21 protein-coding genes are annotated in these 22,835 nt (G+C 70.9%); 9 read left to right on the top strand and 12 right to left on the bottom strand.

The window, feature by feature from the left end:
* Positions 1 to 7 precede the first annotated feature (7 nt).
* The gene (locus E7Y32_RS10700; protein WP_146338512.1) at positions 8 to 1,363 is read right to left on the bottom strand and encodes a P-loop NTPase; all 1,356 of its coding nucleotides are present in this window, start codon (positions 1,361 to 1,363) and stop codon (positions 8 to 10) included.
* The gene (locus E7Y32_RS10695; protein WP_146337096.1) at positions 1,363 to 2,004 is read right to left on the bottom strand and encodes a hypothetical protein; all 642 of its coding nucleotides are present in this window, start codon (positions 2,002 to 2,004) and stop codon (positions 1,363 to 1,365) included. Before E7Y32_RS10695 ends, E7Y32_RS10700 begins: the two co-directional genes overlap by 1 nt.
* Before the next feature lie 155 nt (positions 2,005 to 2,159).
* Here E7Y32_RS10695 and E7Y32_RS10690 point away from each other — a divergent pair, with 155 nt between their 5' ends.
* Positions 2,160 to 2,375: a helix-turn-helix domain-containing protein gene (locus E7Y32_RS10690; RefSeq protein WP_146337095.1), complete on the top strand. Its 216-nt coding sequence runs from the start codon at positions 2,160 to 2,162 to the stop codon at positions 2,373 to 2,375.
* Between the two features lie 21 nt (positions 2,376 to 2,396).
* Here E7Y32_RS10690 and E7Y32_RS10685 read toward each other — a convergent pair whose 3' ends face one another.
* A complete protein-coding gene (locus E7Y32_RS10685) occupies positions 2,397 to 2,975 on the bottom strand; it encodes a hypothetical protein (RefSeq protein WP_146337094.1) in 579 nt (192 codons plus the stop codon).
* Between the two features lie 182 nt (positions 2,976 to 3,157).
* Here E7Y32_RS10685 and E7Y32_RS10680 point away from each other — a divergent pair, with 182 nt between their 5' ends.
* Entirely contained in the window at positions 3,158 to 3,970 is an 813-nt protein-coding gene (locus E7Y32_RS10680) for a LysM peptidoglycan-binding domain-containing protein (protein ID WP_146337093.1), read from the top strand.
* A 46-nt stretch (positions 3,971 to 4,016) separates the two neighbouring features.
* A complete protein-coding gene (locus E7Y32_RS10675; RefSeq protein ID WP_146337092.1) occupies positions 4,017 to 4,487 on the top strand; it encodes an Rv3235 family protein in 471 nt (156 codons plus the stop codon).
* A gap of 114 nt (positions 4,488 to 4,601) precedes the next feature.
* Here the strand turns inward: E7Y32_RS10675 and secA are convergent, their stop codons facing one another.
* The 7 genes from secA to mtrA form a co-directional block, all read right to left on the bottom strand.
* A complete protein-coding gene (secA, locus tag E7Y32_RS10670; RefSeq protein WP_146337091.1) occupies positions 4,602 to 7,337 on the bottom strand; it encodes a preprotein translocase subunit SecA in 2,736 nt (911 codons plus the stop codon).
* A gap of 84 nt (positions 7,338 to 7,421) precedes the next feature.
* Positions 7,422 to 8,651, bottom strand: coding sequence for a winged helix-turn-helix domain-containing protein (locus tag E7Y32_RS10665; RefSeq protein WP_146337090.1), 1,230 nt, complete (start codon positions 8,649 to 8,651; stop codon positions 7,422 to 7,424).
* 30 nt (positions 8,652 to 8,681) lie between these two features.
* The gene (gene hpf, locus E7Y32_RS10660) at positions 8,682 to 9,401 is read right to left on the bottom strand and encodes a ribosome hibernation-promoting factor, HPF/YfiA family (RefSeq protein WP_146337089.1); all 720 of its coding nucleotides are present in this window, start codon (positions 9,399 to 9,401) and stop codon (positions 8,682 to 8,684) included.
* 143 nt (positions 9,402 to 9,544) lie between these two features.
* On the bottom strand, positions 9,545 to 10,531 hold the full coding sequence (locus tag E7Y32_RS10655; RefSeq protein WP_146337088.1) for a ComF family protein: 987 nt from the start codon (positions 10,529 to 10,531) through the stop codon (positions 9,545 to 9,547).
* Positions 10,532 to 10,634: 103 nt separating this feature from the next.
* A complete protein-coding gene (locus E7Y32_RS10650; RefSeq protein WP_146337087.1) occupies positions 10,635 to 12,353 on the bottom strand; it encodes an LpqB family beta-propeller domain-containing protein in 1,719 nt (572 codons plus the stop codon).
* Complete coding sequence (gene mtrB / locus E7Y32_RS10645) at positions 12,350 to 14,143, bottom strand: MtrAB system histidine kinase MtrB (protein WP_261382622.1); 1,794 nt, start codon at positions 14,141 to 14,143, stop codon at positions 12,350 to 12,352. Before mtrB ends, E7Y32_RS10650 begins: the two co-directional genes overlap by 4 nt.
* 49 nt (positions 14,144 to 14,192) lie before the next feature.
* On the bottom strand, positions 14,193 to 14,867 hold the full coding sequence (mtrA, locus tag E7Y32_RS10640; RefSeq protein ID WP_138768811.1) for an MtrAB system response regulator MtrA: 675 nt from the start codon (positions 14,865 to 14,867) through the stop codon (positions 14,193 to 14,195).
* 191 nt (positions 14,868 to 15,058) lie between these two features.
* Here mtrA and E7Y32_RS10635 point away from each other — a divergent pair, with 191 nt between their 5' ends.
* Genes E7Y32_RS10635 through E7Y32_RS10610 form a run of 6 tightly spaced genes read left to right on the top strand, consistent with a single transcriptional unit; the run spans position 15,059 to position 21,308 of the window.
* Positions 15,059 to 16,393, top strand: a complete 1,335-nt coding sequence (locus E7Y32_RS10635; protein ID WP_146337086.1) for a hypothetical protein — start codon at positions 15,059 to 15,061, stop codon at positions 16,391 to 16,393.
* The gene (locus E7Y32_RS10630) at positions 16,393 to 17,103 is read left to right on the top strand and encodes a DUF4129 domain-containing protein (RefSeq protein WP_261382412.1); all 711 of its coding nucleotides are present in this window, start codon (positions 16,393 to 16,395) and stop codon (positions 17,101 to 17,103) included. The genes E7Y32_RS10635 and E7Y32_RS10630 overlap by 1 nt, the downstream gene beginning before the upstream one ends.
* Positions 17,100 to 18,248, top strand: a complete 1,149-nt coding sequence (locus E7Y32_RS10625; RefSeq protein WP_146337085.1) for a DUF4350 domain-containing protein — start codon at positions 17,100 to 17,102, stop codon at positions 18,246 to 18,248. The genes E7Y32_RS10630 and E7Y32_RS10625 overlap by 4 nt, the downstream gene beginning before the upstream one ends.
* A complete protein-coding gene (locus tag E7Y32_RS10620; RefSeq protein WP_261382411.1) occupies positions 18,245 to 19,285 on the top strand; it encodes a MoxR family ATPase in 1,041 nt (346 codons plus the stop codon). Before E7Y32_RS10625 ends, E7Y32_RS10620 begins: the two co-directional genes overlap by 4 nt.
* Positions 19,286 to 19,288: 3 nt before the next feature.
* Entirely contained in the window at positions 19,289 to 20,581 is a 1,293-nt protein-coding gene (locus E7Y32_RS10615) for a DUF58 domain-containing protein (RefSeq protein ID WP_146337084.1), read from the top strand.
* 16 nt (positions 20,582 to 20,597) lie between these two features.
* Positions 20,598 to 21,308, top strand: coding sequence for a DUF4166 domain-containing protein (locus E7Y32_RS10610; RefSeq protein WP_146337083.1), 711 nt, complete (start codon positions 20,598 to 20,600; stop codon positions 21,306 to 21,308).
* 3 nt (positions 21,309 to 21,311) lie between these two features.
* Here the strand turns inward: E7Y32_RS10610 and E7Y32_RS10605 are convergent, their stop codons facing one another.
* Both E7Y32_RS10605 and E7Y32_RS10600 read right to left on the bottom strand, forming a co-directional pair.
* The gene (locus E7Y32_RS10605) at positions 21,312 to 22,340 is read right to left on the bottom strand and encodes a hypothetical protein (RefSeq protein ID WP_146337082.1); all 1,029 of its coding nucleotides are present in this window, start codon (positions 22,338 to 22,340) and stop codon (positions 21,312 to 21,314) included.
* 23 nt (positions 22,341 to 22,363) lie between these two features.
* Positions 22,364 to 22,792 carry a chorismate mutase gene (locus E7Y32_RS10600; RefSeq protein ID WP_146337081.1) on the bottom strand — a complete coding sequence of 143 codons (429 nt, stop codon included), beginning with the start codon at positions 22,790 to 22,792 and terminating at the stop codon, positions 22,364 to 22,366.
* Positions 22,793 to 22,835: the final 43 nt, after the last annotated feature.

The following is a 22,835-nucleotide window of genomic DNA, read 5'->3' as shown; positions in this document are numbered from 1 at the left end:
GGCGAGCCTAGTCTGTTGCCCGCCGCTTTGCTGTGGAAGAAAGAACAGAGGATTTGCGATTTCGCTGGACGGGTGCACAAACGAGCGAGGCGATGGCCCTGCGGAGGGCCGAGTCGGGGGCACACTCGAGCAGCAGCGAACCGGCCAGGAGGGCGGCGTCGCAGGCCGCCGGATCCGCTGGCAGGAACGCTTCCAGCGGCGTGGACGGGCCGTAGCGTGACCAGGCATCGCGGAGCTGGCGCTCCGGCAGGCGTCCGACGGCGGAGGCCCGCACCTTGTTCAGCACGACGCGGGGCAATGCCTGCGGGACCGCGGACTCGAGCTCGGCCAGGGCCCTGACCAGCCGCGGCACCCCGACCGGGTCTGCGGCGCCGATCGCATAAACGGTGTCGGCCAGTTCCAGGCTCCGCAGGGTGGCGGCGTTCCGGCGCGGTGCCATCGAGTCGAAGCTGAGCTCCTCGTCCGCCTCGAGGCAAAAGCCGGTGTCGATGACCGTCACCTCGGCCACCTCCCGGGCGCGCTGGTAGACCAGCGAGAGGGCCGCGGGGCGGAGCTCGGTCCAGCGGTCGGCGCGGGTGATGCCGGTGAGGACCCAGAACGAACCGGCGCGGGTGGCCACCGGGGCGGCGATCCGCAGCAGCGCTGCTTCGTCCAGCAACCCCTGGTCCGCCAGCCGGCAGGCCTGCGCGAGTCCGGCCGCCTCGTCCAGCAACCCCAGCACCGCGGCCACGCTGGCGCCGTAGCTGTCGGCGTCGACCAGCAGCACCGACTTGCCCTCCGCGGCCAGTTCCCCGGCGATATTGGCGGCCACCAGGGTCCGGCCGGGCGCGCCGGCAGGGCCCCAGACGGCGATGATCCGGCCTGCGCCCGGCGTTCCGTCGCGGGCCGGATCCCGCGGGCGATCCTGCTCGCCGTCGTGCGGGCGGTCCTGCCTGCCGCTCCGGCCGCCGTCGGACCGGCGGAGCGCCGCAGTGTGGTCCGCGTAGGCACTCCCGGCCGCGCCGGGCCCCGGCGTCGACAGCCCCTCGACGGCCCCGGCGATCAGGGCGGCGAGTGCGTCCGCCTCCACCGCGGGGGCCGCCACCGTGACCCCGATCCCCCGCAGCCTCGCCGCCTCGTCCGGGCTGTCGGTCAGGGCCACCACGGCGACCCCCACGGCGGAGAGGCGGTCCACCAGGGAGGCGGTCAGCTCCGCGCTGCCGTCCGCGACGACGGCGGCCCGCGCCAGCCCCGTCTGGCACGCTGCCAGCAGCTCGGCGAGTTCAGCGCAGCGCCGGACGACCGACACCGGCCCGTGCAATCTCTCCAGCCCGCCGACCAGGTCCTCGCGGGTCCGGCCGACGGTGACCACCGGAATGCCCATCAGGGTGCCCCGCCCGGGTTCCAAACCACGGAGATCTTCGCCTTGTTGGCCTGGGCCCCCAGCAGTTTCGGCATCAGGGCGTCCGGGACGAGGACCATCACCACGGTGGAGCGCTGTGCCCCCAGCGCCGTGCTGCCGGGGGTGAGCTGGGCAATCTCGGCGCCCGGGAGCAGGAGGGTGGGCTCAGTGAATCCGTTGCGCGCGTCCGGCAGCGCCACCCAGACATCCACCCGCGAGCCTGCCACCGCCTGCGGGGGCAGGGCATCCTCGATCGTGACGGCGACCGGCTTGCGGTCCAGGCCGTCCAGCCGGCCCAGGCTTTCGCGCGGGAGGAGTTGGTCCTTGCCGATGCGCTGGACGGCGACCAGACCGTCGCCCACGCCGGACTCCGGGGTGAGGTAATGCTGCTCGACGTCGCCTAGGCGGACCTTGACCAGGTGCAGCTTGTCGGCGGTGAGTTTCTCTCCGACCGCAATCGGGGCGCTGGCCGCATAGGCCTCCGTAGTCTGGTCCGCCGCGGCGACCAGCGAGACGACGCCAGCGACGGAAGCCAGCACCAGCAGGATGCCGACCAGAAGGCGGGGATCCTTCCAGGAAGGCTTTTTCAGCCGGGCACCGCCGGCCACCGTGGTCCCACTCATGCGCGTCCTGCTTCCCCCGTAGTCGCAGCCCGGGCTGCGGGCGCCGGACACCCTTATTCTCACGAATTGGGGCCCCGTCGGGAAGATTCCGAGGTAAACGGCAACAAACTGTGGATAACGGGCCCAAACAGCCCCACGGGTGGCAAAATGGTGCCATGCCCCGATTTTTGACCCTCGCGGATGTTGCCGAGCAGCTCCAGATCAACTCACCGGCGGCCTATGCCCTGGTCCGCAGCGGCCAGCTGAAGGCCATTCAGGTGGGCGGCCGCGGCCAGTGGCGCGTGGAGGAGACCATGCTCGAGCAGTACATCCAGGAGCGCTACGCCGAGGCGAGCCGGATGATCGAGGAAGCCAAGACCAAGGGCAGCTGAGGCGCCTCCCGGCCGTGTGCGCTAGCCCGGCTGGCCCGCGACGCGGGCGGATCGCAGCCCGGCCAGGGCGGCAAAGGGGATGGTGGCCACGCCGCTGACGTTGGCCGGTCGGCGTTCCTCGCCGGGGCCGGTGATGGCCAGGTCTAGAAAATCGCGTCCCACCCTGTCGATCACTCCGTGCAGCGCGGACTCCCCTGCCGTCCCCCGCGACACCAGCACCGTGAGGCTGGCGCGGTCGCGGGCCAGTCCGCGGAGGGCACTGGCCAGCCCCAGCCGCTGCCGGACCGCCGGCCCCGCGCCGACGGCCAGCCTGGCGAGCCCCGCATACCGCACGGCGGCGGAGTGCGGAATCAGGACCTGGTGCCGTTCCTCGTCGAGGACCAGCCATTGGCCGCCGGCGTGGCTCAGGATCCCTTCGTACACCGTTCCGGAACCCAGGTGGACGCCGATCCGGAGCCCCACCGAACCGCGCAACCGGTCCGCCAGCTCGACGGCGGCCGCGTCCACCCGCGCCCGCTCGTCAATCTCCACGTCCAGGTCCACACGCTCGCCCGCGGCAAGCTGCGCCTCCAGGTCTGAAAACAGGGCGTCCCAACGCATGGCGTCAGCGTAGGCGGACCCTCTGTACCGGTCAATCCACAGCTTCACCGGCACCCCTAGACAAACCGCATTCCAAGAGATCAAAATGTGTCTAAGCGGTACAAAGAATATCAAACGGCATCAAAATGCTATTGAGGCGTTATTTTCCGATCCGGCGGGCACGGCCCGCAAAGGAGGCGATTGTGGCAAACAGGGAGTTTTCCGGCCTCCGCGGCCGGCGCGGGCTGGGCGCCGACGCGGCGATGGCAGCCGTAATCCTGCTGCTGGGAGTTTTTCTGGCCGGCACGGGTGCCGGGCTCGCGCAGCGCCTGAGCGTCTCGGCGGCCAGGCGCCAGTCCCTCTCCTTCGAGGACCACATCGGCGCCGCCGCCAACACCATCGGATTGATCGTAGTGATGTGGTGGCTGCTGTCCTTCCTCATCGCCGTCGCGGCGGCGCTGCTGGACCGCTGCGGCAGCCGCCGGGCAGCCGCAGCGGCGGGGAAGTTCAGCCCCGCCTTTATGCGCCGGCTGGCGCTGGCCGTTCTTGGGCTGCAGCTCGTAGCAGCACCGCTCGTCCACGCCGCTGAAACCAACCCGGGCGCGGATTTCCCTCCCGCCGCGGCCGCCGCCTGGGTCCCCACCGGTGCAACGGCACCGGATCCCGGCGCACCCTCCCCCGGCCACCGGACGCCGGGGCCAGATCCGCACTGGACGCCGTCCCCCGCGCCGGTGGATCCGCGCACGCTCGCGGCCCGGCACCTGCGGGCCGCGGAACCTGCCCCGGGACCGGTGCAGGAGCAGGCACCGGCGCCCGCGGCGGGCGCGGCGGAGGTGACGGTCCTGGCCGGGGACTCACTGTGGAGCATCTGCGCTGCGGAGCTGGGACCGCTGGCCTCCGACGTCGACATCGCCCTGGCATGGCCGCGGCTCTACCAGGCCAACCGCGGCGTGATCGGCGGCGACCCCGCCCTGTTGCTTCCGGGGAAGGTCCTCAGGATGCCCCTCGATCTATGAACCAGCACCATCAGCACGCCAACCCCACGACAGCAAAGGAACAGACATGAGTCCCATGACCGGCCTCCGCGCAAGCACCGCCGTCGCCCGCCCTCCGGCGCCCGACCACCGCACCGTTCCCCTCCGTCCCGCGCCGCACGGCCCGGCGCCGGTGCTGCGGCCGGTGGACCAACACCGCGAGGTGTGTGCCATTTCCCGCTCCACCGTGCAGGCGGCCATCGAAGTCCTCGCCGGCACCCGGCCGGCCCACCAGCTGGCCCGCCGGCTTGACGAGCGCTGCCTGGCCGCGCTGCAGCACCGGGCGGCACTGACCCGCAGGGTGGCCTCGGGCACGTCCCCGACGGCGGGCCGGCTGCACCGGAATCCGGCCGTTCGCTCGGTCCGTGCCTGCCGGGTGTCCGAGGACGTCTACGAGGCCAGCGCCGTGGTCTCGGATGAGCTGCGCGTCCGTGCCGTCGCACTGCGGCTGGAGCGCAGCAGGCTGGTGTGGCGGGTCACCGTACTCGAGATCGGCTGAGCATCCCGGCGGTGAATCGGGAGAAAACCGGGAAAGGAGGAGGGCGCAGAGACAGGCAGGGCCGGAACGTCCGTTCCGGCCCTGCCTGTCTGGTGCGGTCCGTCCCGCCAGGTCCTAGCGGCGCTTCTTCTTGTTCGCGCGGCGCGGGGATTCCTGGGCAGCCTTCGCCGGGTTTCCGGAGCGTCCGGAGGACTTCGCCTCGACCCGGGTCTGGGCCGCGCCGTCCTCGCCGGGGGCCGTGTACTGCAGCTGGGCCGGCTTCTCCGGCGCTTCCAGTCCGGCCGCGTGGATCTCCAGTTCGCGGTGTTCGGTGTGCTGGCCCTCGGCGTCGGCCACCACAACGTCCTGCGCCGGGGTCACCTCGACGTCGAGGTTGAACAGGAAGCCGACGCTTTCCTCGCGGATCGCCTCCATCATGGCCTGGAACATGATGAAGCCTTCGCGCTGGTACTCCACCAGGGGATCGCGCTGGGCCATCGCCCGCAGGCCGATGCCCTCCTTGAGGTAGTCCATCTCGTAGAGGTGTTCCTGCCACTTGCGGCCGATCACGGAGAGGACCACGCGCCGTTCGAGTTCGCGCATGCTCTCGGAGCCGATCAGTTCCTCGCGGGCCTGGTACACCAGGCGGGCGTCGGAGAGGATTTCTTCCTTGAGGAACTCGACGGTGATCCGTGATTTGCCGCCGGCTTCGTCGATCACGTCGCGGGGGGTGAAGCTGACCGGGTAAAGGGTCTTCAGGTTGGACCACAGCAGGTTGAAGTCCCAGTCGTCGCCGGTGCCTTCGGCGGTGGCCTCGTCGATGAACGCGGTGATGGTGTCCTCGAGGAAGTACTGCACCTTTTCGTGCAGGTCGTCGCCTTCGAGGATGCGGCGCCGGTCGCCGTAGATGGCCTCGCGCTGGCGGTTCAGGACGTCGTCGTACTTCAGGACGTTCTTGCGCTGTTCGGCGTTGCGTCCTTCCACCTGGCCCTGGGCTGAGGCGATGGCCCGCGAGACGAGCTTCGATTCGAGTGCGACGTCGTCCGGCACGGAGCTGTTCATGAGCCGCTCGGCCGCGCCGGAGTTGAAGAGGCGCATCAGGTCATCGGTCAGCGAGAGGTAGAAGCGGGACTCGCCCGGGTCGCCCTGGCGGCCGGAGCGGCCGCGGAGCTGGTTGTCGATGCGGCGGGACTCGTGCCGTTCGGTGCCGAGCACGTACAGGCCGCCGAGGTTCAGGACTTCCTCGTGCTCGTCCTTGACGGACTGCTTGGCTGCCTCGAACGCGGCGGGCCAGGCGGCCTCGTATTCCTCGGAGTTTTCCTCCGGGTCCAGGCCCCGCTTGGCCAGTTCGGCGACGGCGGTGAACTCGGCGTTGCCGCCGAGCATGATGTCCGTGCCGCGGCCGGCCATGTTGGTCGCGACCGTCACGGCACCCTTGCGGCCGGCCTGCGCCACGATGGAGGCTTCACGGGCGTGGTTCTTGGCGTTCAGGACCTCGTGGCGGATGCCTTCCTTGGCCAGCAGCCGGGAGAGGTATTCGCTCTTCTCCACACTGGTGGTGCCGACCAGGACCGGCTGGCCCTTTTCGTGCCGCTCGGCGATGTCCTTGACCACGGCGTCGAACTTCACGGTCTCGTTCTTGTAGACGAGGTCCGGCTGGTCGATGCGCTGCATGTCGCGGTTGGTGGGGATCGCGACGACGCCGAGCTTGTAGGTGCTCATGAACTCGGCGGCTTCGGTTTCGGCGGTGCCGGTCATGCCCGCGAGCTTGTCGTACATGCGGAAGTAGTTCTGCAGGGTGACGGTGGCGAGGGTCTGGTTTTCGGCCTTGATCTCGACGCCTTCTTTGGCTTCGATCGCCTGGTGCATGCCTTCGTTGTAGCGCCGGCCGGCGAGGATGCGGCCGGTGTGCTCGTCCACGATCAGCACTTCGCCGTCGAGGATGACGTAGTCCTTGTCGCGCTTGAAGAGTTCCTTGGCCTTGATGGCGTTGTTCAGGAAGCCGATCAGCGGGGTGTTCGCGGACTCGTAGAGGTTGTGGATGCCGAGGTAGTCCTCGACCTTTTCGATGCCGGCCTCGAGGACGCCGACGGTGCGCTTCTTCTCGTCGACTTCGTAGTCGGTTTCGGGCTGCAGGCGCAGCACCACCTTGGCGAATTCGCTGTACCAGCGGTTGGTGTCGCCCTGGGCCGGGCCGGAGATGATCAGCGGGGTGCGGGCCTCATCGATGAGGATGGAGTCGACTTCGTCGACGATGGCGAAGTGGTGGCCGCGCTGGACCAGCTCCGACTTGTCCCACGCCATGTTGTCGCGCAGGTAGTCGAAGCCGAATTCGTTGTTGGTGCCGTAGGTGATGTCCGAGGCGTACTGTTCGCGGCGCACGGCCGGGTCCTGGTTGGACAGGATGCAGCCGCTGCTCAGGCCCAGGAACCGGTAGACGCGGCCCATCAGGTCCGACTGGTATTCGGCGAGGTAGTCGTTGACGGTGATGACGTGGACGCCCTTGCCGGCGAGCGCATTGAGGTAGGCCGGAGCGGTGGCCACGAGGGTCTTGCCTTCACCGGTCTTCATTTCGGCGATGTTGCCCAGGTGCAGGGCGGCGCCGCCCATCAGCTGGACGTCGAAGTGGCGCATCCCGAGGGTGCGCGAGGAGGCTTCGCGGACCGCGGCGAAGGCCTCGGGCAGCAGGTCGTCCAGCTTTTCGCCGTCGACGTGGCGGGCCCGCAGCCGGTCCGTTTCCTCACGCAGCTCGGCGTCGGTGAAGGTCTGGAAGGAGCTTTCCAGGGCATTGATGGAATCGGCATAGTTCCGCAGTTGCCGCAGGGTCTTTTTGTCACCCGTACGGAGAAGTTTTTCGATAAGTGATGCCACGTGAAATTGCTCCCAGTCTCAAGCTGCCGAATTCCGGCGTGTTTAGTCTACGGGAGAGACGCAGGGCGGAACGCGCCTGTTCCCTCAGAGCGGATGCAGGCCGGCCACGGCCTGCCCGAGGGCGGGCGCCAGGTCCCCCACGGGGGCGACAACGATCCGGTCCAGCTCCAACCACTCTGCCATGAGCTGGAGTTCTTCGGCGAGTTCGACGGCGGTGTCGGCCGGCGCGCCGGGCTCGGCGTGGCTGGCCCGGGCGAGCAGCCTTCCGGTGGCGCGGTCCGCCTTCATGTCCACGCGCGCCACAATCCCGTCGCGCAGCAGGAAGGGCAGCACGTAGTAGCCGTAGCGGCGTTTGGCTTCGGGGGTGTAGATCTCGAGCCGGTAGTGGAAGCCGAACAGTTCCTCGAGCCGGCGGCGTTCGAAGACCAGGGAATCGAAGGGGCTCAGCAGGGCGCGGCCGGTGGCGGCGCGCGGCAGCACGGCGTCGGCGTGGCGGTAGAGCGGCCTGTTCCAGCCGGCCACGGTGACCGGTTCCAGCCGTCCGGCCTCGACGAGCTGCTCCACGGCGAGGGCGGCCGCCCGCTGCGGGGACCGGAAGTAATCCGCGAAGCACCGCAGGGTGCCGATCCCGTGGGCTTGGGCCGCCGCGTCGATCAGCCGGACCATGGCGGCCGCGGCGTCCGGCTCCTGCTGCGCGTCAGAGTGCGACGGCGCTGCGGCGAGGACCCTGGCGGTCAGCGTGTAGCGGCGTTCAAAGGAGTCCGTCCGGGAGGCGGCGGAGACGAGGCCCTCCTCGAACAGGTGCTCCAGGACCCGTTTGACCGCGTTCCAGTTCCACCCCCAGTTGTCCGTGGACCGGTCCTCGATGTGGCCTAGCCTGGCCGTGAGTTCGGCGGCGGTCAGCGGCCGGCCCGTGCCGAGGGCCGCCAGCACCCGCTGCGCCACTTCGCCGCGGAGTTCCGGATCCATGTCGTGCGCGCCGACCCATTTGCGGCTTTGCCACTGGAGGAGGTCGGGGAAGTGCTCGGGCCGGATGAAACTGGCCTCGTGGGCCCAGTACTCCATCATCCGGCGCGGGTGCGTCCCGGCCATTCGCTGCAGGATGGACCGGTCGTAGTTCCCGAGCCTGGAGAAGAACGGCAGGTAGTGGCTCCGCGAGAGCACGTTGACGGAATCGATCTGGACCAAGTGGAGGCGGGCAAAGGTCCGGCCCACCGCCCGTGCGCTCACGGGTGCGGCGGGCCGGACCTTGTCCAATCCCTGGGCTGCCAGTGCGATCCGCCGCGCCTGCTTGAGGCTCAGCGATGGGTGCACATCATTCCCTTCGTCGGATGGTCGCCAGCTTTAGACGCTGGCGGGCTCATCCTCTGAACGATAAGCGATGATCTTCTCCTCCAGCGGAGCCTCGCCCGGCTCGCAGGTCTGGTCCAGGCTGATCACCCCGTAGGTCCAGCCTTCACGGCGGTAGACGACCGAAGGCGCCTTCGTGTCCTTGTCAACGAAAAGGTAGAAGTCGTGGCCCACGAGTTCCATGTTGTCGACGGCGTCGTCGAGCGAGAGCGAGGAGGCGGGAAAGACCTTGCGCCGGATCAACACCGGCGAGTCCCCGGCCGGGATGTCGTTCTCGACCTCGTAGGGCGATTTCTCCTCGGGACTGGGCTGCGGCGGATGGCTCGCTTCCTCGTAGATGGGCTCCCGGGTGCTCGCGGGTTCAAGGGTTGCCGTCGCCTCGGTGACGGACTTCGGGGTGTGCCGGCCGTGGTGGACCTTCTTGCGGTCCTTGGCCCGGCGCAGCCGTTCGAGAAGCTTGTTGTAGGCCAGATCGAAGGCGGCGAATTTGTCTGCGGCGCTGGCTTCGGCACGGATCACCGGGCCGCGGCCCAGGACGGTGAGCTCAACAGTGAGCAGTTCTGCGGTCTGCCGGGCCTTGGTCTCCTTGGAAACCTTTGCGTCCACCCTCTGGACCTTGTCCCCCAGTGACGCGATCTTTGAGATCTTTTCGTCGGCGTATTCGCGGAACCGGTCCGAGACCGTCAAATTACGACCGCTGATCATGAACTCCATGGTGCCCTCCAAATGACTTCGGTGACACGACGGCGGCACTTCCGGGGGCTGATCTGACTGACAGTCGAGCCCCTTTCCGAGCCGCTATCGACAGGTACATCTGTTCTTGGTACCCATCTTCGACGTTAGTTCATGGGCCCCTGTTATTCATCCTTTTTTGGTTTATTTTTTTCCATTGCGCCACTGTCCCGCGCCAGTGCGGGAATTGCCGCGGCAAAGTCCTCCTGCCTCGGCGGGCGTGTCGCCGCGAGCACCACGGCGCCCCGGACCACGGCCCCCGCGGCGCGCAGGGCGCGGGCAGCTTCGGCCAGCGTGGCCCCCGTGGTGAGCACGTCGTCCACCACCACAACGGGCCGCCCGGCGAACTCCGGCGGACCGAATCCGGCCCTGACCCGCATGGATCCGCGCACCCGCCCCGCCCGGTCCGCACGGCCCAGGCCCTTCTGCCCGCCCGGCAGGCCCGGCAGGCCTGCAAGCCCCGGCGGCGCCGTCGCCGTCCGGACGGAAGAGCGGACGCCGGACGGTGCCGGCCGGGTCTTACGGAGCACGTCGGCGACGCCGGCGCCTGCCAGGGCCGGGCTCCGCCGTGCCCGGGCGAGCAGCAGGTGGACGGGACTGAACCCCCGGCGTCGAAAGGCGGCGCCGCTGGTGGGGACCGGGACCAGCAGGACCGGGTCCGCCGGGGTGAGGGCCGCGCCGACGGCACGGGTCAGTGCCCTGCCTAGTTCCTCGGCGAGCTGTCCCTGTCCGTGCCGCTTGAAGGACAGCACGGTCTGGGCCAGCTCGCTCCGGTACACGCCGGCAGCGACGACCGGGAGCAGGACCGAGCCGTCCATGTCCACCAGCGCCGGAGCCCTCCCCTCGGCCCGGAACGGCCGGCGGGTGAGCAGCCGAAGCCGGCGGACGCAGCCGGGGCACAGGGCCCGGTCCTCCGCGCCGCAGCAGACGCACTCCACCGGCGCCGCGAGGGCCAGCAGTTCCGCCCCGGCCGCGGCTGCCCGATCCGCGATCCGCGCCGGCCAGCGGCGGTAGCCGCCGCGGTGGGCCGCCGCCGTCGTCGGCGCAGCGGTGCCGGGGTCAAGCTCGGAATCGGGGTCACGGGCGCGGGCCCGGCGCGGTGGTGTGGTCACCGCTCAAGGCTGGCTGCCGCGTCGCCGGTTCGGAAGCCCTCCGCGCGGCTATGTGGACAGCGGCTGTGTGGACAGCCGCGGTGTGGGCGGCCGTCGGCCCGGGTCAGCCCGCGAAGGAGGGATCGACGGCGCCCTTAAGCTGGGGCGACCAGCCGTTGCCCAGCCGCTGGAAGATACCTTCGGCGGACTGGCCAAAAATCTCCGCCGGTCCGTTTCCGGCGCTGAGCGCAGTGAGGCCCGGCCAGGGCGCCAGCGGCTGGGGCGCCGCGGAAGTCAGCGAGACCAGCTCCGGCGTGACGCTCTCGCTCGCGGAGCCCTTCATCACGGCCACAGTGGTGTCGTTGACCCAGACGCCCTGGTCCGGCTCGTGGGCCGTCTGGAGGGTGATCGGCACGGTGAGGTCCCGCGGGGTGCCGTCGCCGGTGCGGATGATCCCGGTGACCTGCACGCTGGTCTTGCCGTTCAGCTCCGAGATGACCAGGGCCCGGGTCCCTTCGCGGGAAATCCGGAACTCCTTGACCTTCCGTCCGGCCAGCCAGGACGGGGTGAGGGTCACACCGGGCACGTTGGCGCCCTCGGCGATCCCGGCCGGCCGGTAGGCCAGGACCTCGGTAGCCCCGTTGGCGCCCGGCCCGGCGGTCCAGACCCAGTCGTAGCGTCCGAACGACGGCCGGGACAGCCCGGACCGGGTGGTGAGGGCGCGGGCGGGCTGGCCGGGAACGATCGAGTACAGCGTGGTCCGGCCGGCGTTGAGGAAGGCCGCGGTCTGCGAGACCGGGGACTCGGCCGGCAGCCGCGGGGACAGGGCGCTCACGGACTTGATGTCCGGGAGCGGGCCGAGCTTGTTGTTCTCAAGCCGGACCAGGTCGTTGTTGCTGACGGCGATCTGGCGTGCGGGCACGTCCTTGTCCCGCACCGGCGGCAGCACGGACCCGTTGTCCTCGACCCGCACGAGGTCCTGGTTCGCCCGCAGTTCGACGTTGATCACGTCCGGCTGGCTCCGGAAGGTCAGGGCCAGCTGGGTCTGCATCCGCAGCCGGTCCTCGTTGGAGGCCTCCACAAGGTCTTTGGCGGACAGGTCCACCTGCGCCGCTCCGGAGACCACGGGCACGGATTCGCGCGCCAGCTTCATGCCCGAGGGGAAGGCACTCACGACGGCGCCCTTCAGGTAGGGGGCGGGGCCTCCGAGCAGGGCGCTGGTCATGGCCTTGACGGTCTTCTTCTTGATGAACCAGCGCACATCCGGCACGGCGTAGGTGTAGGTGGGGTCGTAGAAGTAGATCGGGTAGGCGCCGTAGATCACCTTGAACGTCTCCTCGGGGATGGCCGTGCCGTCCGGGATTTCGGCGATCCTCCACTCGCCGTCGACCTTGGTCAGGGTCGCGGGAATGTTCTCTTTGGTGCCTTCCGGCAGCTGCGTGGCGATGCCGTCGGCGTCGACCGAGTAGGCCAGGTCCAGTTCGTAGTTGAAGACGTTTTCGACGGCGGTGCCCACCACCCGGGCGGAGCGGAAGACCAGCACCCGCTGGTCCGGCTTCCACTTCACCGAGGAGGCCTGGGTCAGGTACTGCCGCGCCACCGCGTAGTCGTCCTCGTAGCCGCTGCCCGCGAGGTAGAAGTCCTCGATCACCGATTCCGGCCCGGCACCGGACCGCGGGGCCACCGGGAAGAAGACCGGGGCGTTGTTCGGTTTGCCGGCGCTCTCATCGGTGCTCTTGCCCACCGGCCCGGAGCGGGGGATCTGCGCGCAGGAGGTGAGCACCACGAGGACCAGGGCCAGGAGGGCCGCGGCGAGGCTGGTGAGCTTGCTGGCGCCTCTCATGGCTGGTCCCCTGTTCCGCTGAAGCCTGTCCCGTTGAAGCCAGCTGGTCCGTGGGGGGCCCCGGCGGCCGGGCGGGGAACGGTGGCCGCCGTCTCCAGCAGCAGCATCATCTGTTTGCCGGGACCGCCGGTGAACCCGACGTCGGCGGGTTCCAGCTGGAGCGGGGACTTGGCGATCGATTCGCCCTGGCGCAGCGGCAGGGTGAGCCGGAAGTTGGATCCGCTCCCCTTTTTTCCCCAGGCCTGCAGCCAGCCGTTGTGCAGCTTGGTGTCCTCGGCCGCGATCGACAGGCCCAGGCCGCTGCCGCCGGTGGTGCGGGCGCGGGCAGGGTCGGCGCGCCAGAAGCGGTCGAACACGCGGGCGGCTTCCGCGGAGGTCATCCCGATCCCGTGGTCCCGGACCGCCACGGCCACCGCGGTGTCGTTGGCAGCCACCGAGATGTTCACCGGCTTGCCCTCGCCGTGCTCGAGCGCGTTCAGGACCAGGTTGCGCAGGATGCGGTCGATCCGCCGGTCATCCATTTCCACCACAATGCTGCCCTCGGGGGCATTCAAGGTCACCTCGGAACCGTATTCGGCGGCCACCGGCGCCACCCCCTCCATCACATGCGAGATGAGCTGGACGATGTCGCTCGGTTCGGCGTCGAGCATCGCGACGCCGGCGTCGAACCGGGAAATTTCCAGCAGGTCGGCCAGCAGGGACTGGAAGCGCTCCACCTGGTGGTAGAGCAGCTCGGCGGAGCGCTTGTTGACCGGGTCGAACTCGTCGCGGGCGTCGTAGAGCACCTCGGCGGCCATCCGCACCGTGGTGAGCGGGGTCCGGAGCTCGTGCGATACGTCCGAGACAAAGCGCTGCTGCATCTGGGACAGGGTGGCCAGCTGCGTGATCTGCTCCTGCAGGCTGGCGGCCATGTGGTTGAAGGAGGCGCCCAGGCGGGCCACCTCGTCCTCGCCTTTGACCACCATGCGTTCCTGCAGCTGGCCCGCGGCGAGCTTCTCGGAGACGAGGGCGGCGTGGCTGACGGGGCTGACCACGTTGCGGGTGACATACCAGGCGACGGCGCCGACCATCAACGCCAGCGCGGCCGCGCCGGCGAGGAGCACATTCTGGATCTCGTCGAGGGTCTTCTGCGCGGTGTTGAGGTCATAGATGAGGTAGAGCTCGTAGACCGTGCCGTTGAACGTGACCTTGTTCCCGACGGCGATCCCCGGGCGGTCCTCGGTGCCCACCGGGAATTCCGTGGAGGCCCAGAATTGGTCCTTGCCCGAGTCCTGCACCGCTTTGCGCAGCTCGGGGGGAATCACGCTGATGGTGAGCTGGTCGGAGGCCCGCGATTCCACCCAGCGGTTGCGCGGCTTGGTCTGTTCGGGCATCGCTTCGAAGACGTAGCGGCGCTGGATCACGGAGCCGCGGCCCTCCACGGCGTTCAGCGTGTCGTAGACCAGGGTGATGACGCTCGACTGATCGGTGACCTGCGCGCCGTCGAACGTGTCCTGGACCTGTTTGACGTTGTAGCGGGTCTCGGACTCCGCCTGCGCCAGCCGTTCCTGGAAGAGGTTGTTGGCGATCTGGTTCGAGAGGTAGGCGCCCACGACGGCGAACGAGCCGACCGCCAGCAGGAGGGTGGTCAGCACGGTCCGGAACTGCAGGGACCGCCGCCAGCGCCGGTGCAGGGCGCGCAGCAGGTACCGGGTCCCGGGGAGCACCTTGGCCGCCCCGGTGCGCACCAGCCGCGCCACCCTGGCGGTGACGATCCGGGCGCGGCGGGCCCAGATGCCGGCACGGAACAGCGCCGACTGGCCATGGGGCGGCGCCGGCTGGTCCGGGCTTTCTTCCGGCTCAGGAACCTGCTTTGTAGCCGACACCACGGACCGTCAATACAACTTCGGGGGCTTCGGGATCGCGTTCGATCTTCGAGCGCAGCCGCTGGACGTGGACGTTGACCAGGCGGGTGTCCGCCGCGTGCCGGTAGCCCCAGACCTGTTCCAGCAGCAGCTCACGGGTGAAGACCTGCCACGGTTTGCGGGCCAGGGCGACGAGCAGGTCGAATTCCAGCGGGGTCAGTGAAATCCGCTCGCTGTTGCGGCTCACAACATGGCCGGCGACGTCGATCGTGACGTCCGCGATGCGCAGCGTCTCGGGGGCCTTCTGGTCGCCCGGACGCAGGCGCGCCCGGACCCGGGCCACGAGCTCGGCGGGCTTGAACGGCTTGGGAACGTAATCGTCGGCGCCGGATTCGAGGCCGCGCACGACGTCGGAGGTGTCCGACTTGGCGGTCAGCATGACGATCGGGACGTCGGATTCGGAACGGATCTGGCGGCACACCTCGATGCCGTCCATGCCCGGCAGCATCAGGTCCAGCAGCACGAGGTCCGGCTTGGAGGAACGGAAGACCTCCAGGGCCTGCCCGCCGTCCGCGCAGAAAACGGGGTCGAAACCGTCGTTGCGCAGCACAATGCCGATCATCTCGGCGAGCGCCTCGTCATCGTCCACTACCAAAATCCGTGCCTTCATACCTTACATATTCCCCTATTGACATGGCTTTGTCGTATTCCGGCCGTCCCCGGCATGGCGCGGACGGGCCGGCGCACGAAACTATAGGCTGGGGGCAAGCCTGGCCCGGACTGACGCCGGGACCGCGGGCTGCAGGGCGACGGGCCCGGGCCGCGGGCATCCGGTGGGCAATTTTCTTGGGGAGGAAAAGCTTGTCTGAGCAGGAACCTACCGGGCCGCAGCCCTGGGGCGGACACCCCCCGTGGGGCCAGCAGCAACCCTGGGGAAACCCGGAGCAGCCGGCCGCGCCGCCGCGCTGGGGCGAACAGCCGCAGTGGGGAAACCAGCAGCGGCCGGCCCCGCCGCCCCAGTGGGGGGTGCCCCCGCAGCCGGAAGCACCACGGTGGGAGCAGCCACGGTGGGACCAGCAGCCGCAGTGGGGTCCCGGTAACCCCGGCCAGCCCGGATACCCGCAGGCCCCCTCCGGCCAGCCGCGCTACGTCGCCCCGCCGAAGCCAGGCATCGTCCCGCTGCGGCCCCTGATGCTGGGCGAGATTTTGGACGGCGCCTTCCAGACCGTCCGGCGCAACCCGGCGGCCATGCTCGGCGCCGGCGTGATCGCGCAGGCACTGGGCTCCGTCATCCCCGCCCTGGCGCAGACCGGGGCCGTCTCCGGGTGGTCGCCCTCGGGGTGGCTGGAGGGCATCGGCCCGGCCCAGGCGGTGGCCCTCGGCCTCGGCCTCGCCGGCGTCGGCCTCCTGCTGATGCTCTTCTCGGTCTTCATTTCGGTGCTCGTGCAGGGCGCCATGGCGGTGCCCGTGGCCCGCTCGCTGCTGAACCGGAGGACGAGCTTCCGCCAGATGTGGTCGTTGTCCCGCTCCCGGATAGGGGCTCTGCTGGGGCTCGCCGGCCTGCTGATCCTCGGCGTCGCCGCCGTCGTGGCCCTCTCGGTGCTCGGAACAATGGCCCTGGTGGCCGCCCTGGGCCGGTCCGCGCCGGGGGCCCTGGTGTTCCTGTTTCTCGGCCTGATGGTGGTGCTGGTCTGGCTCGCCGTCCGGTTCCTCGTCGCACCGGCGGCGGTCGTGGTCGAGGAGTTGGGCCCGTTCGCCGGGCTGCGCCGCTCCTGGCGGCTGACCCGCGGCAACTGGTGGCGCCTGCTGGGCATCTCGCTGGTGGTCGGGCTGATGGTCGGGGTTCTCAGCCAGATCGTCCTGCTCCCGGTGAAGCTGCTCGGCAACGCCGTCGGATTCACCGTCTTCAGCCAGGGCGGCGACGGCGCTGACCACACGGTCGGCATCGCCGTCGCCGTGGCCAGCACCGTCGTCACGGCACTGGTCGCTGCCGTGGGCTTCGCCTTCCAGACCTCGACCATGGCACTCGTCTACCTGGACCTGCGGATGCGCAAGGACGGACTGGACCTGTCGCTGATGCGGCAACTCGAGACCGGAAGCGACCCGGACGGTATCCCGGGACGGGCTCCGGCCGCCATCCTCGGGGACCCCTCGGTGTGGCAGCGCCCGCCCTACGGCCCTCCCCCGGTCCGGTGATGGCGGCCTCCGCCGTCGCCGCAGGCCCGGCCGTGTCCGTCCTGTCCGCGGGCCTGCAGGCGGAACCTCCCGTGCTCCCGGACCGCGGGGAGGCCGCCCGCTGGGCGGCGGAGGAACTCGCGAAGGCCCCGTACCGCGACGCCGCGCCAAGCTGGCTGGACGACGCGCTGGCGGAGTTCAGCCGCTGGCTGCGCTCATTCTCCGGCGACGGCGCCCCCGCCGGCGACGGCGGGTATGCCGTCCCGCTGCTGCTGGTCATCGCCGCCGTCGTCGTTGTGGTTGCTGTCCTGGTGGTCCGGCCCCGCCTCAATGCCAGGCGGTCCGCCGACGGGAAGGTTTTCGACGCCGGCACTCCCCTGAGCCCGGACGCGCACCGCGGAAGGGCCGCAGCAGCGGCTGCCCGCGGGGATTGGGCCACGGCCATTGTTGAGCAGTTCCGTGCCCTCGCCCGGGCGGCGGAAGACCGCGCCGTGCTGGACCCGCAACCGGGCCGGACCGCCGGCGAGGTCGCGGCGCGGCTGGGCCGCGCCTTCCCCGCCCACGCCCGGGAACTGGACGAGGCGGCGCTGACCTTCGACGCCGTCCGCTACGGCGGGGCGGACGGCGGGCCCCGCGAGCACGAGGCGCTGGCCCGGCTCGACGCGGCCCTGGCCGGCACCGCCCCGGACTACTGCGACGCCGGCACGGACACCCTGGTCAGGCCGCTGTGAGCCGGACGACGGCGCTGCTCCGCCGGCACCGCACCTGGGCCATCCTCGGCGCCGTGTTCATCGCCGCCCTGGTCCTGACGGCCGTGATCCAGCTGCAGCCCGGCGGCGACCGCACCCCGCTGTCCACCCGGAATCCCGCCCCGGACGGGGCACGCGCCGCCGCGGAAATCCTCGGCCGCCACGGCGTCGCCGTTGAACAGCAGGAGTCCCTGGACGCCACCGTCCGGGCGCTCGACGCCGCCCGGCGCGCCGGCGAAGGCACCACCGTCCTGCTCTATGACCGCAACGGCTACCTCGGCCGGGACCAGCTGCAGTACTTGGGCGGCGCCACGGACCGGCTGGTGGTTCTCACCCCGCGGCTGAACACGCTGCAGGGCCTCACCGGCGAAATCGTGCAGGCCGGGGTGGTGCAGGAGCGCACGGAGGTCCTCGCCCCGGACTGTGTCCTCCCGGATCCCGCCGCTGCCGGCACCGTCACGGCCAGGAACGGCTACCTGTATGACGGGGAGGTGGTGTGCTACGCACCACCCGGCGGCCAGGGCGGCCTCTACGCCGGCAGCGAGGACGGCCGGACAGTGGTGCTGGGCACCACCGAGATCCTCAGCAACGGCGCCCTGGCCAAGGAAGGGAACGCGGCCCTGGTGCTGCGGAGCCTCGGCGCGGAACGACACCTGATCTGGTACCTGCCCGGTCTCTCCGACGTCCCCGCCGTGAAGCAGCCCGCGACCCTCGATGAACTCGCCGCCCCGTGGACCCGCGTCCTCGGCCCCTGGCTGGCGTTCGTGGCGCTGTTGGCCATGTTCTGGCGCGGCCGCAGGCTCGGCCCGCTGGTGTTCGAGCCGCTTCCGGTGGTGGTCAAGGCGGTGGAGACGGCCGAGGGACGGGCCCGCCTCTACCACGACGCGCGCGCCGTCGACCGGGCCACCGAGGTGCTCCGCGCCGGCACCCTCGTCCGGCTGGCCCGGACCCTCCGCCTGGGGCCCGACGCCGGGGCGGCCGCCATCATCGACGCCGCCGGCCGGCGCCTGGGCCGGGCGCCCGAGGAAGTCGGCAGCGTCCTCAACGCCACACCCCGCGCCGAAGCGGAGCTGGTGCGCTGGGCCCAGCAACTGGACAGACTAGAGAAAGAGGTACACACCCGATGAACGAGAAGACCACCGCAGCCTGGCCAGCGCCCCGCCCCGCTCCGGGGCCGGCGGACGACGTCGACGTCCCCGGGGAGGCCGCCGGCGCCGATCCGGTGCGCCAGGCCCTGCTGGACGTCCGCCGCGAGGTCGCCAAGGCCGTCGTCGGGCAGGACGCCACCGTCACCGGGATGCTGATCGCCCTGCTGTCCCGCGGCCATGTGCTGATCGAAGGCGTCCCCGGAGTGGCCAAAACCCTGCTGGTGCGCAGCCTGTCCGCAGCCCTCAGCCTGGACACCAAGCGGATCCAGTTCACCCCGGACCTGATGCCCGGCGACGTCACAGGTTCGCTGATCTACGATTCCCACACCTCCGAGTTCAGCTTCCGGGAAGGCCCGGTCTTCACCAACATCCTGCTCGCGGACGAGATCAACCGGACCCCGCCCAAGACCCAGGCCTCGCTCCTGGAGGCCATGGAGGAGCGGCAGGTCTCGGTGGACGGCGTCTCCCGCGAGCTGCCCGCGCCCTTCATCGTGGCGGCCACGCAGAACCCGGTGGAGTACGAGGGCACCTATCCCCTGCCGGAGGCCCAGCTGGACCGCTTCCTGCTCAAGCTCACCATGCCGCTGCCCGGACGGCAGGACGAGATCGAGGTAATCCGCCGGCACGCCGCCGGCTTCGACCCCCGCCAGCTGGCCGCGGCCGGCATCCGCCCCGTCGCCGGCCCGGCCGAACTGGAGCGGGCACGGCAGGCGGTGGCCGCCGTCGAAATCGGCCCCGAGGTCCTCGGCTACATCGTCGACATCGTCCGTGCCACCCGGGCGGCGCCGTCATTCCAGCTCGGGGTCTCCCCGCGCGGCGCCGCCGCCCTGCTCAACGGCTCCCGCGCCTGGGCCTGGCTCTCCGGCCGGAGCTTCGTCACCCCCGACGACGTCAAGGCCCTCGCACTGCCCTGCCTGCGGCACCGGGTGGCACTGCGGCCCGAGGCGCAGATGGACGGTGTGCAGGTCGACGGTGTGCTCGGCAGCATCCTCGCCTCCGTCCCCGTCCCGCGCTAAGCCATGGCGATTTCCGGACGCTTTGTGCTACTGGCGCTGCTGGGCCTGGTCCCGGCCGCGCTCGCGCCCGGCTGGCAGTCGGCGACGGTGGTGCTTCTGCTGCTGGCGGCCGCGGCGCTGCTGGACCTGGGCCTGGCCGTGCCGCTGCGGCACGTCTCGGTGCAGCGCAGCGAGCCCGGCAGCGTCGCCCTGGGCGGGTCGGCGGAGTCCGTCCTCACGGTCGCGAACGCCGGCCGCCGCGCCCTGCGCGGCCTGTTCCGCGACGCGTGGCAGCCCTCGGCCGGGGCGCAGAACCCGCGCCAGCGTCTGCTGGTCCCGGCCGGCGAGCGCCGCCGGATGACCGTGACGCTAAGGCCCACCCGGCGCGGGCAGCTGGCGGCCGGGCACGTCACCGTCCGCGCCTTTGGCCCGCTGGGGCTCGCCGCCCGGCAGCGCACCCTGCCCTGCCCCGGAGCGCTGAAGGTGCTGCCGCCGTTCAACGCGCGGCGGCACCTGCCCTCCAAACTGCGCCAGCTGCGCGAGCTCGACGGGAAGGCTGCGGTCCAGATCCGCGGCGCCGGCACCGAATTCGACTCCCTCCGCGACTATGTGCGCGGCGACGACGTGCGCTCCATCGACTGGCGCGCCACGGCCCGCCGTTCCGCCGTGGTGGTCCGGACGTGGCGGCCGGAACGGGACCGCCGCGTGGTCATCCTGCTCGACACCTCCCGCACTGCCGCCGCCCGGATCGCCGACGAGCCCCGGCTGGACACCGGCATCGAGGCGGCGCTGCTGCTGGCCGTCCTCGCCGAACGCGGCGGGGACCGGGTGGACTTCCTCGCCTTCGACCGTATGCTCCGGGCCCGGGCCGGGTCCGCGGCCCGGGGCAACCTGCTCGGCCAGCTGGTCCAGGCGATGGCCCCGCTGGCGGCCGAACTCATCGAACTCGACTGGACCCAGATCACCGCCCAGGTCCGCTCCGTGTCCGCACACCGCTCCCTGGTGGTGCTGCTGACTGCACTCGACGGCGGCGCGCCCGAAGAGGGGCTCCTGCCCGTGGCCGCCCAGCTGGCGCAGCAGCATGTGGTGGTGGTCGCCTCGGTACGGGACCCCATGCTCGGTGAGATGCAGCGGGAGCGCTCGAGTGCCACCGGCGTGTTCCGCGCCGCGGCGGCCGAACGCGCCCTGCTCGAACGCGACGCGGTCAGCTCCCAGCTGCGCCAGGCCGGCGTCGAAGTCGTCGACGCCGAACCCGCGCAGCTGCCGCCGGCCCTCGCGGACGCGTACATTCGTTTAAAGGCCGCGGGACGGCTGTGACCCTGAGGAGGATGCCGTGAACGGCTATGAACCGATCTACCGGCTCGGTCTAGGACCGGACTTTGCCAAGCTGCAGCCCGAACTGCAGGAGTACTTCTCCCTGGTGCCCGGCTCCGGCCGCTACGGGGTCGGCGAGGGCGTCTTCGACGTCGTCGGCTGCCGGCAGGCGTGGCTGCGGCCGCTGCTGCGGCTCGCCACCGGTGAGCAGGCGTTTTTCCCGGAGTACGGCGAGGGCATCAGGTTCCGGATTGAGAACCACGCCCATCTGGACCCTTTCGGCCGCCCCAGCCTGACCGCCCGGCGGGACATCTTCTTCCCGCGGACCACGAGGATCTTCCACGACACCACCAGCCTGGACACCTCCGCCGGCACCCCGCGGCTGGTGGACTACGTGGGCCGCTACCGCCGGCTCGTCACGGACCTCAACCTCAGCGTCACCCCGGAGGGACGGCTGCGCGGCGTCTCCGAGGCTTCCCGGCTGTTCCTGGGCCCGCTGCGGATCCCGCTGCCGGCGGCCCTGGACGCCAAGGCCTATGCCGAGCAGTGGTGGGACGCGGACGAGGGACGGCACCGGATTCAGGTCAAGGTGATCCAGCCGCAGATCGGGCTGGTGCTGGTCTATGCCGGCCACTTCGACTACCGGCTTGAGCCCTACCCCGCCGGCGCGTCGGGCCCCGGCCAGCTCCCCGCGCGGGTCCGGCCCGACCGCTGGGAACACCGCATCTAGCTCCTAGCCGAGGGCGAGCTGGTTCAGCCCGTCGGCGAGTTGCGTCAGCCGGGCCAGCACCGCCGTCGCGGACGCGGGGGTGTGTCCGGCGAGGCCGCCGGACGGAGTGACCCGCACCGAGCCCAGCGCGCCGGCCGGGAGTCCGAGCTGGCGCCACGGCCGCCACAGCGTTTCGACCGCCTGCGGCACGCGGGGCAGCGCCGCCGCGGGGTCCTCGACCGGCAGCGCGCCGGCCCACAGGCGTTTGCCGGCCTCGACCGCGCCGGCGAGCTGCTCCCACTGGCGGGAGGTCAGCGCCCGCAGCGGCACCGCGATCCCGTCCGCGCCGGCGGCGAGGATCCGGTCGAAGGGTGCCTCGACTTCGGGCACGGAGACCACGATTTCGGCCGCCCCGGCCGCGCGCAGGGCGTCGACGACTACCCGCCAGGATTCGGTCACCTCGGACCCCGGCACGGCGCGCAGGGTGCGGTAGCCGCTGGAGGTGGGGATGGTTCCGGCCATCACGGCGGCGATATCCGGTTCGTCGAGCTGCACCACCAGCCCGGCGCCGGGGACGGCGGCGGCGACCCGCCGCAGGTAGGCGTCCACGCCGGCCGCGAGTGAGGCCGCCAGGTCGCGCCGGGCGCCGTGGTCGATGAGGGCCCGTTCGCCGTTGTGCAGGTGCAGGCCGGCGGCCAGGCTCAGCGGGCCGCGCAACTGGATCTTCAGCTCGGCCGCGGGTACCTCTTCGGCCCCGACGACGTCGGCGAGGACGTTAATGTCGGTGGACAGCGCCGAGCGGGCCCGCATCAGGTCCTTGCCGGGCCGGTCGACGAACCGCCAGCCGAACGGCTGGACGTCGACGGCGAGGCCCTCCAGCAGCGACGCGGTGCGGCCCAGCGCGTCCGAGCCGACGCCGCGGTCCGGGAGCTCGGCGAGGAAGGGAAGGTGCGGGCTGCCCAGCTCGCCGCGGATGATCCGGGCGGCCTCGACCGGGTCCTCCCCCGGCCACGGGCCCAGGGCGGTGGCCGTGACCTGAGCGGGGGCAGACACAGGCGGAACAGGTCCGGGCACGGCTAGGCCTCCGCGGAGACGGCGGGGTCCGCGGCGGCGGCCTGGTGCGCGGCGGCCTGGTGGTCCTCGGCGATGGCCTCGTGGTGGCGGATCACCTCGCCGATGATGAAGTTCAGGAACTTCTCCGCGAACGCCGGGTCCAGGTGGGCTTCGGCGGCGAGCCGGCGCAGCCGGGCGATCTGTGCCGTCTCGCGGCCAGGGTCGCCGGCGGGAAGCTGGTGCGCGGCCTTAAGGAAGCCGACTTTCTGCGTGGCCTTGAACCGCTCGGCCAGCAGGAACACCAGGGTGGCGTCGATGTTGTCGATGCTGGAGCGGATCGAGAGCAGCTCCGCCATCACCGCGGGATCCACGTGCCCGGCCAGGGAACTGGCGGCGGGGTCGTAGGGATCGGCGTCGGCGTCGTGGTGGAGGTTCTGGTTCTGCTCGGTCATTGACCCAGTCTAGGGGGCCGGCTGAAATCCCCTCCGGTGTTAA

The sequence above is a fragment of the Arthrobacter sp. UKPF54-2 genome (assembly GCF_007858535.1).
Classification (GTDB): Bacteria; Actinomycetota; Actinomycetes; order Actinomycetales; family Micrococcaceae; genus Arthrobacter.
This window is presented reverse-complemented; position numbering and strand designations above follow the sequence as displayed.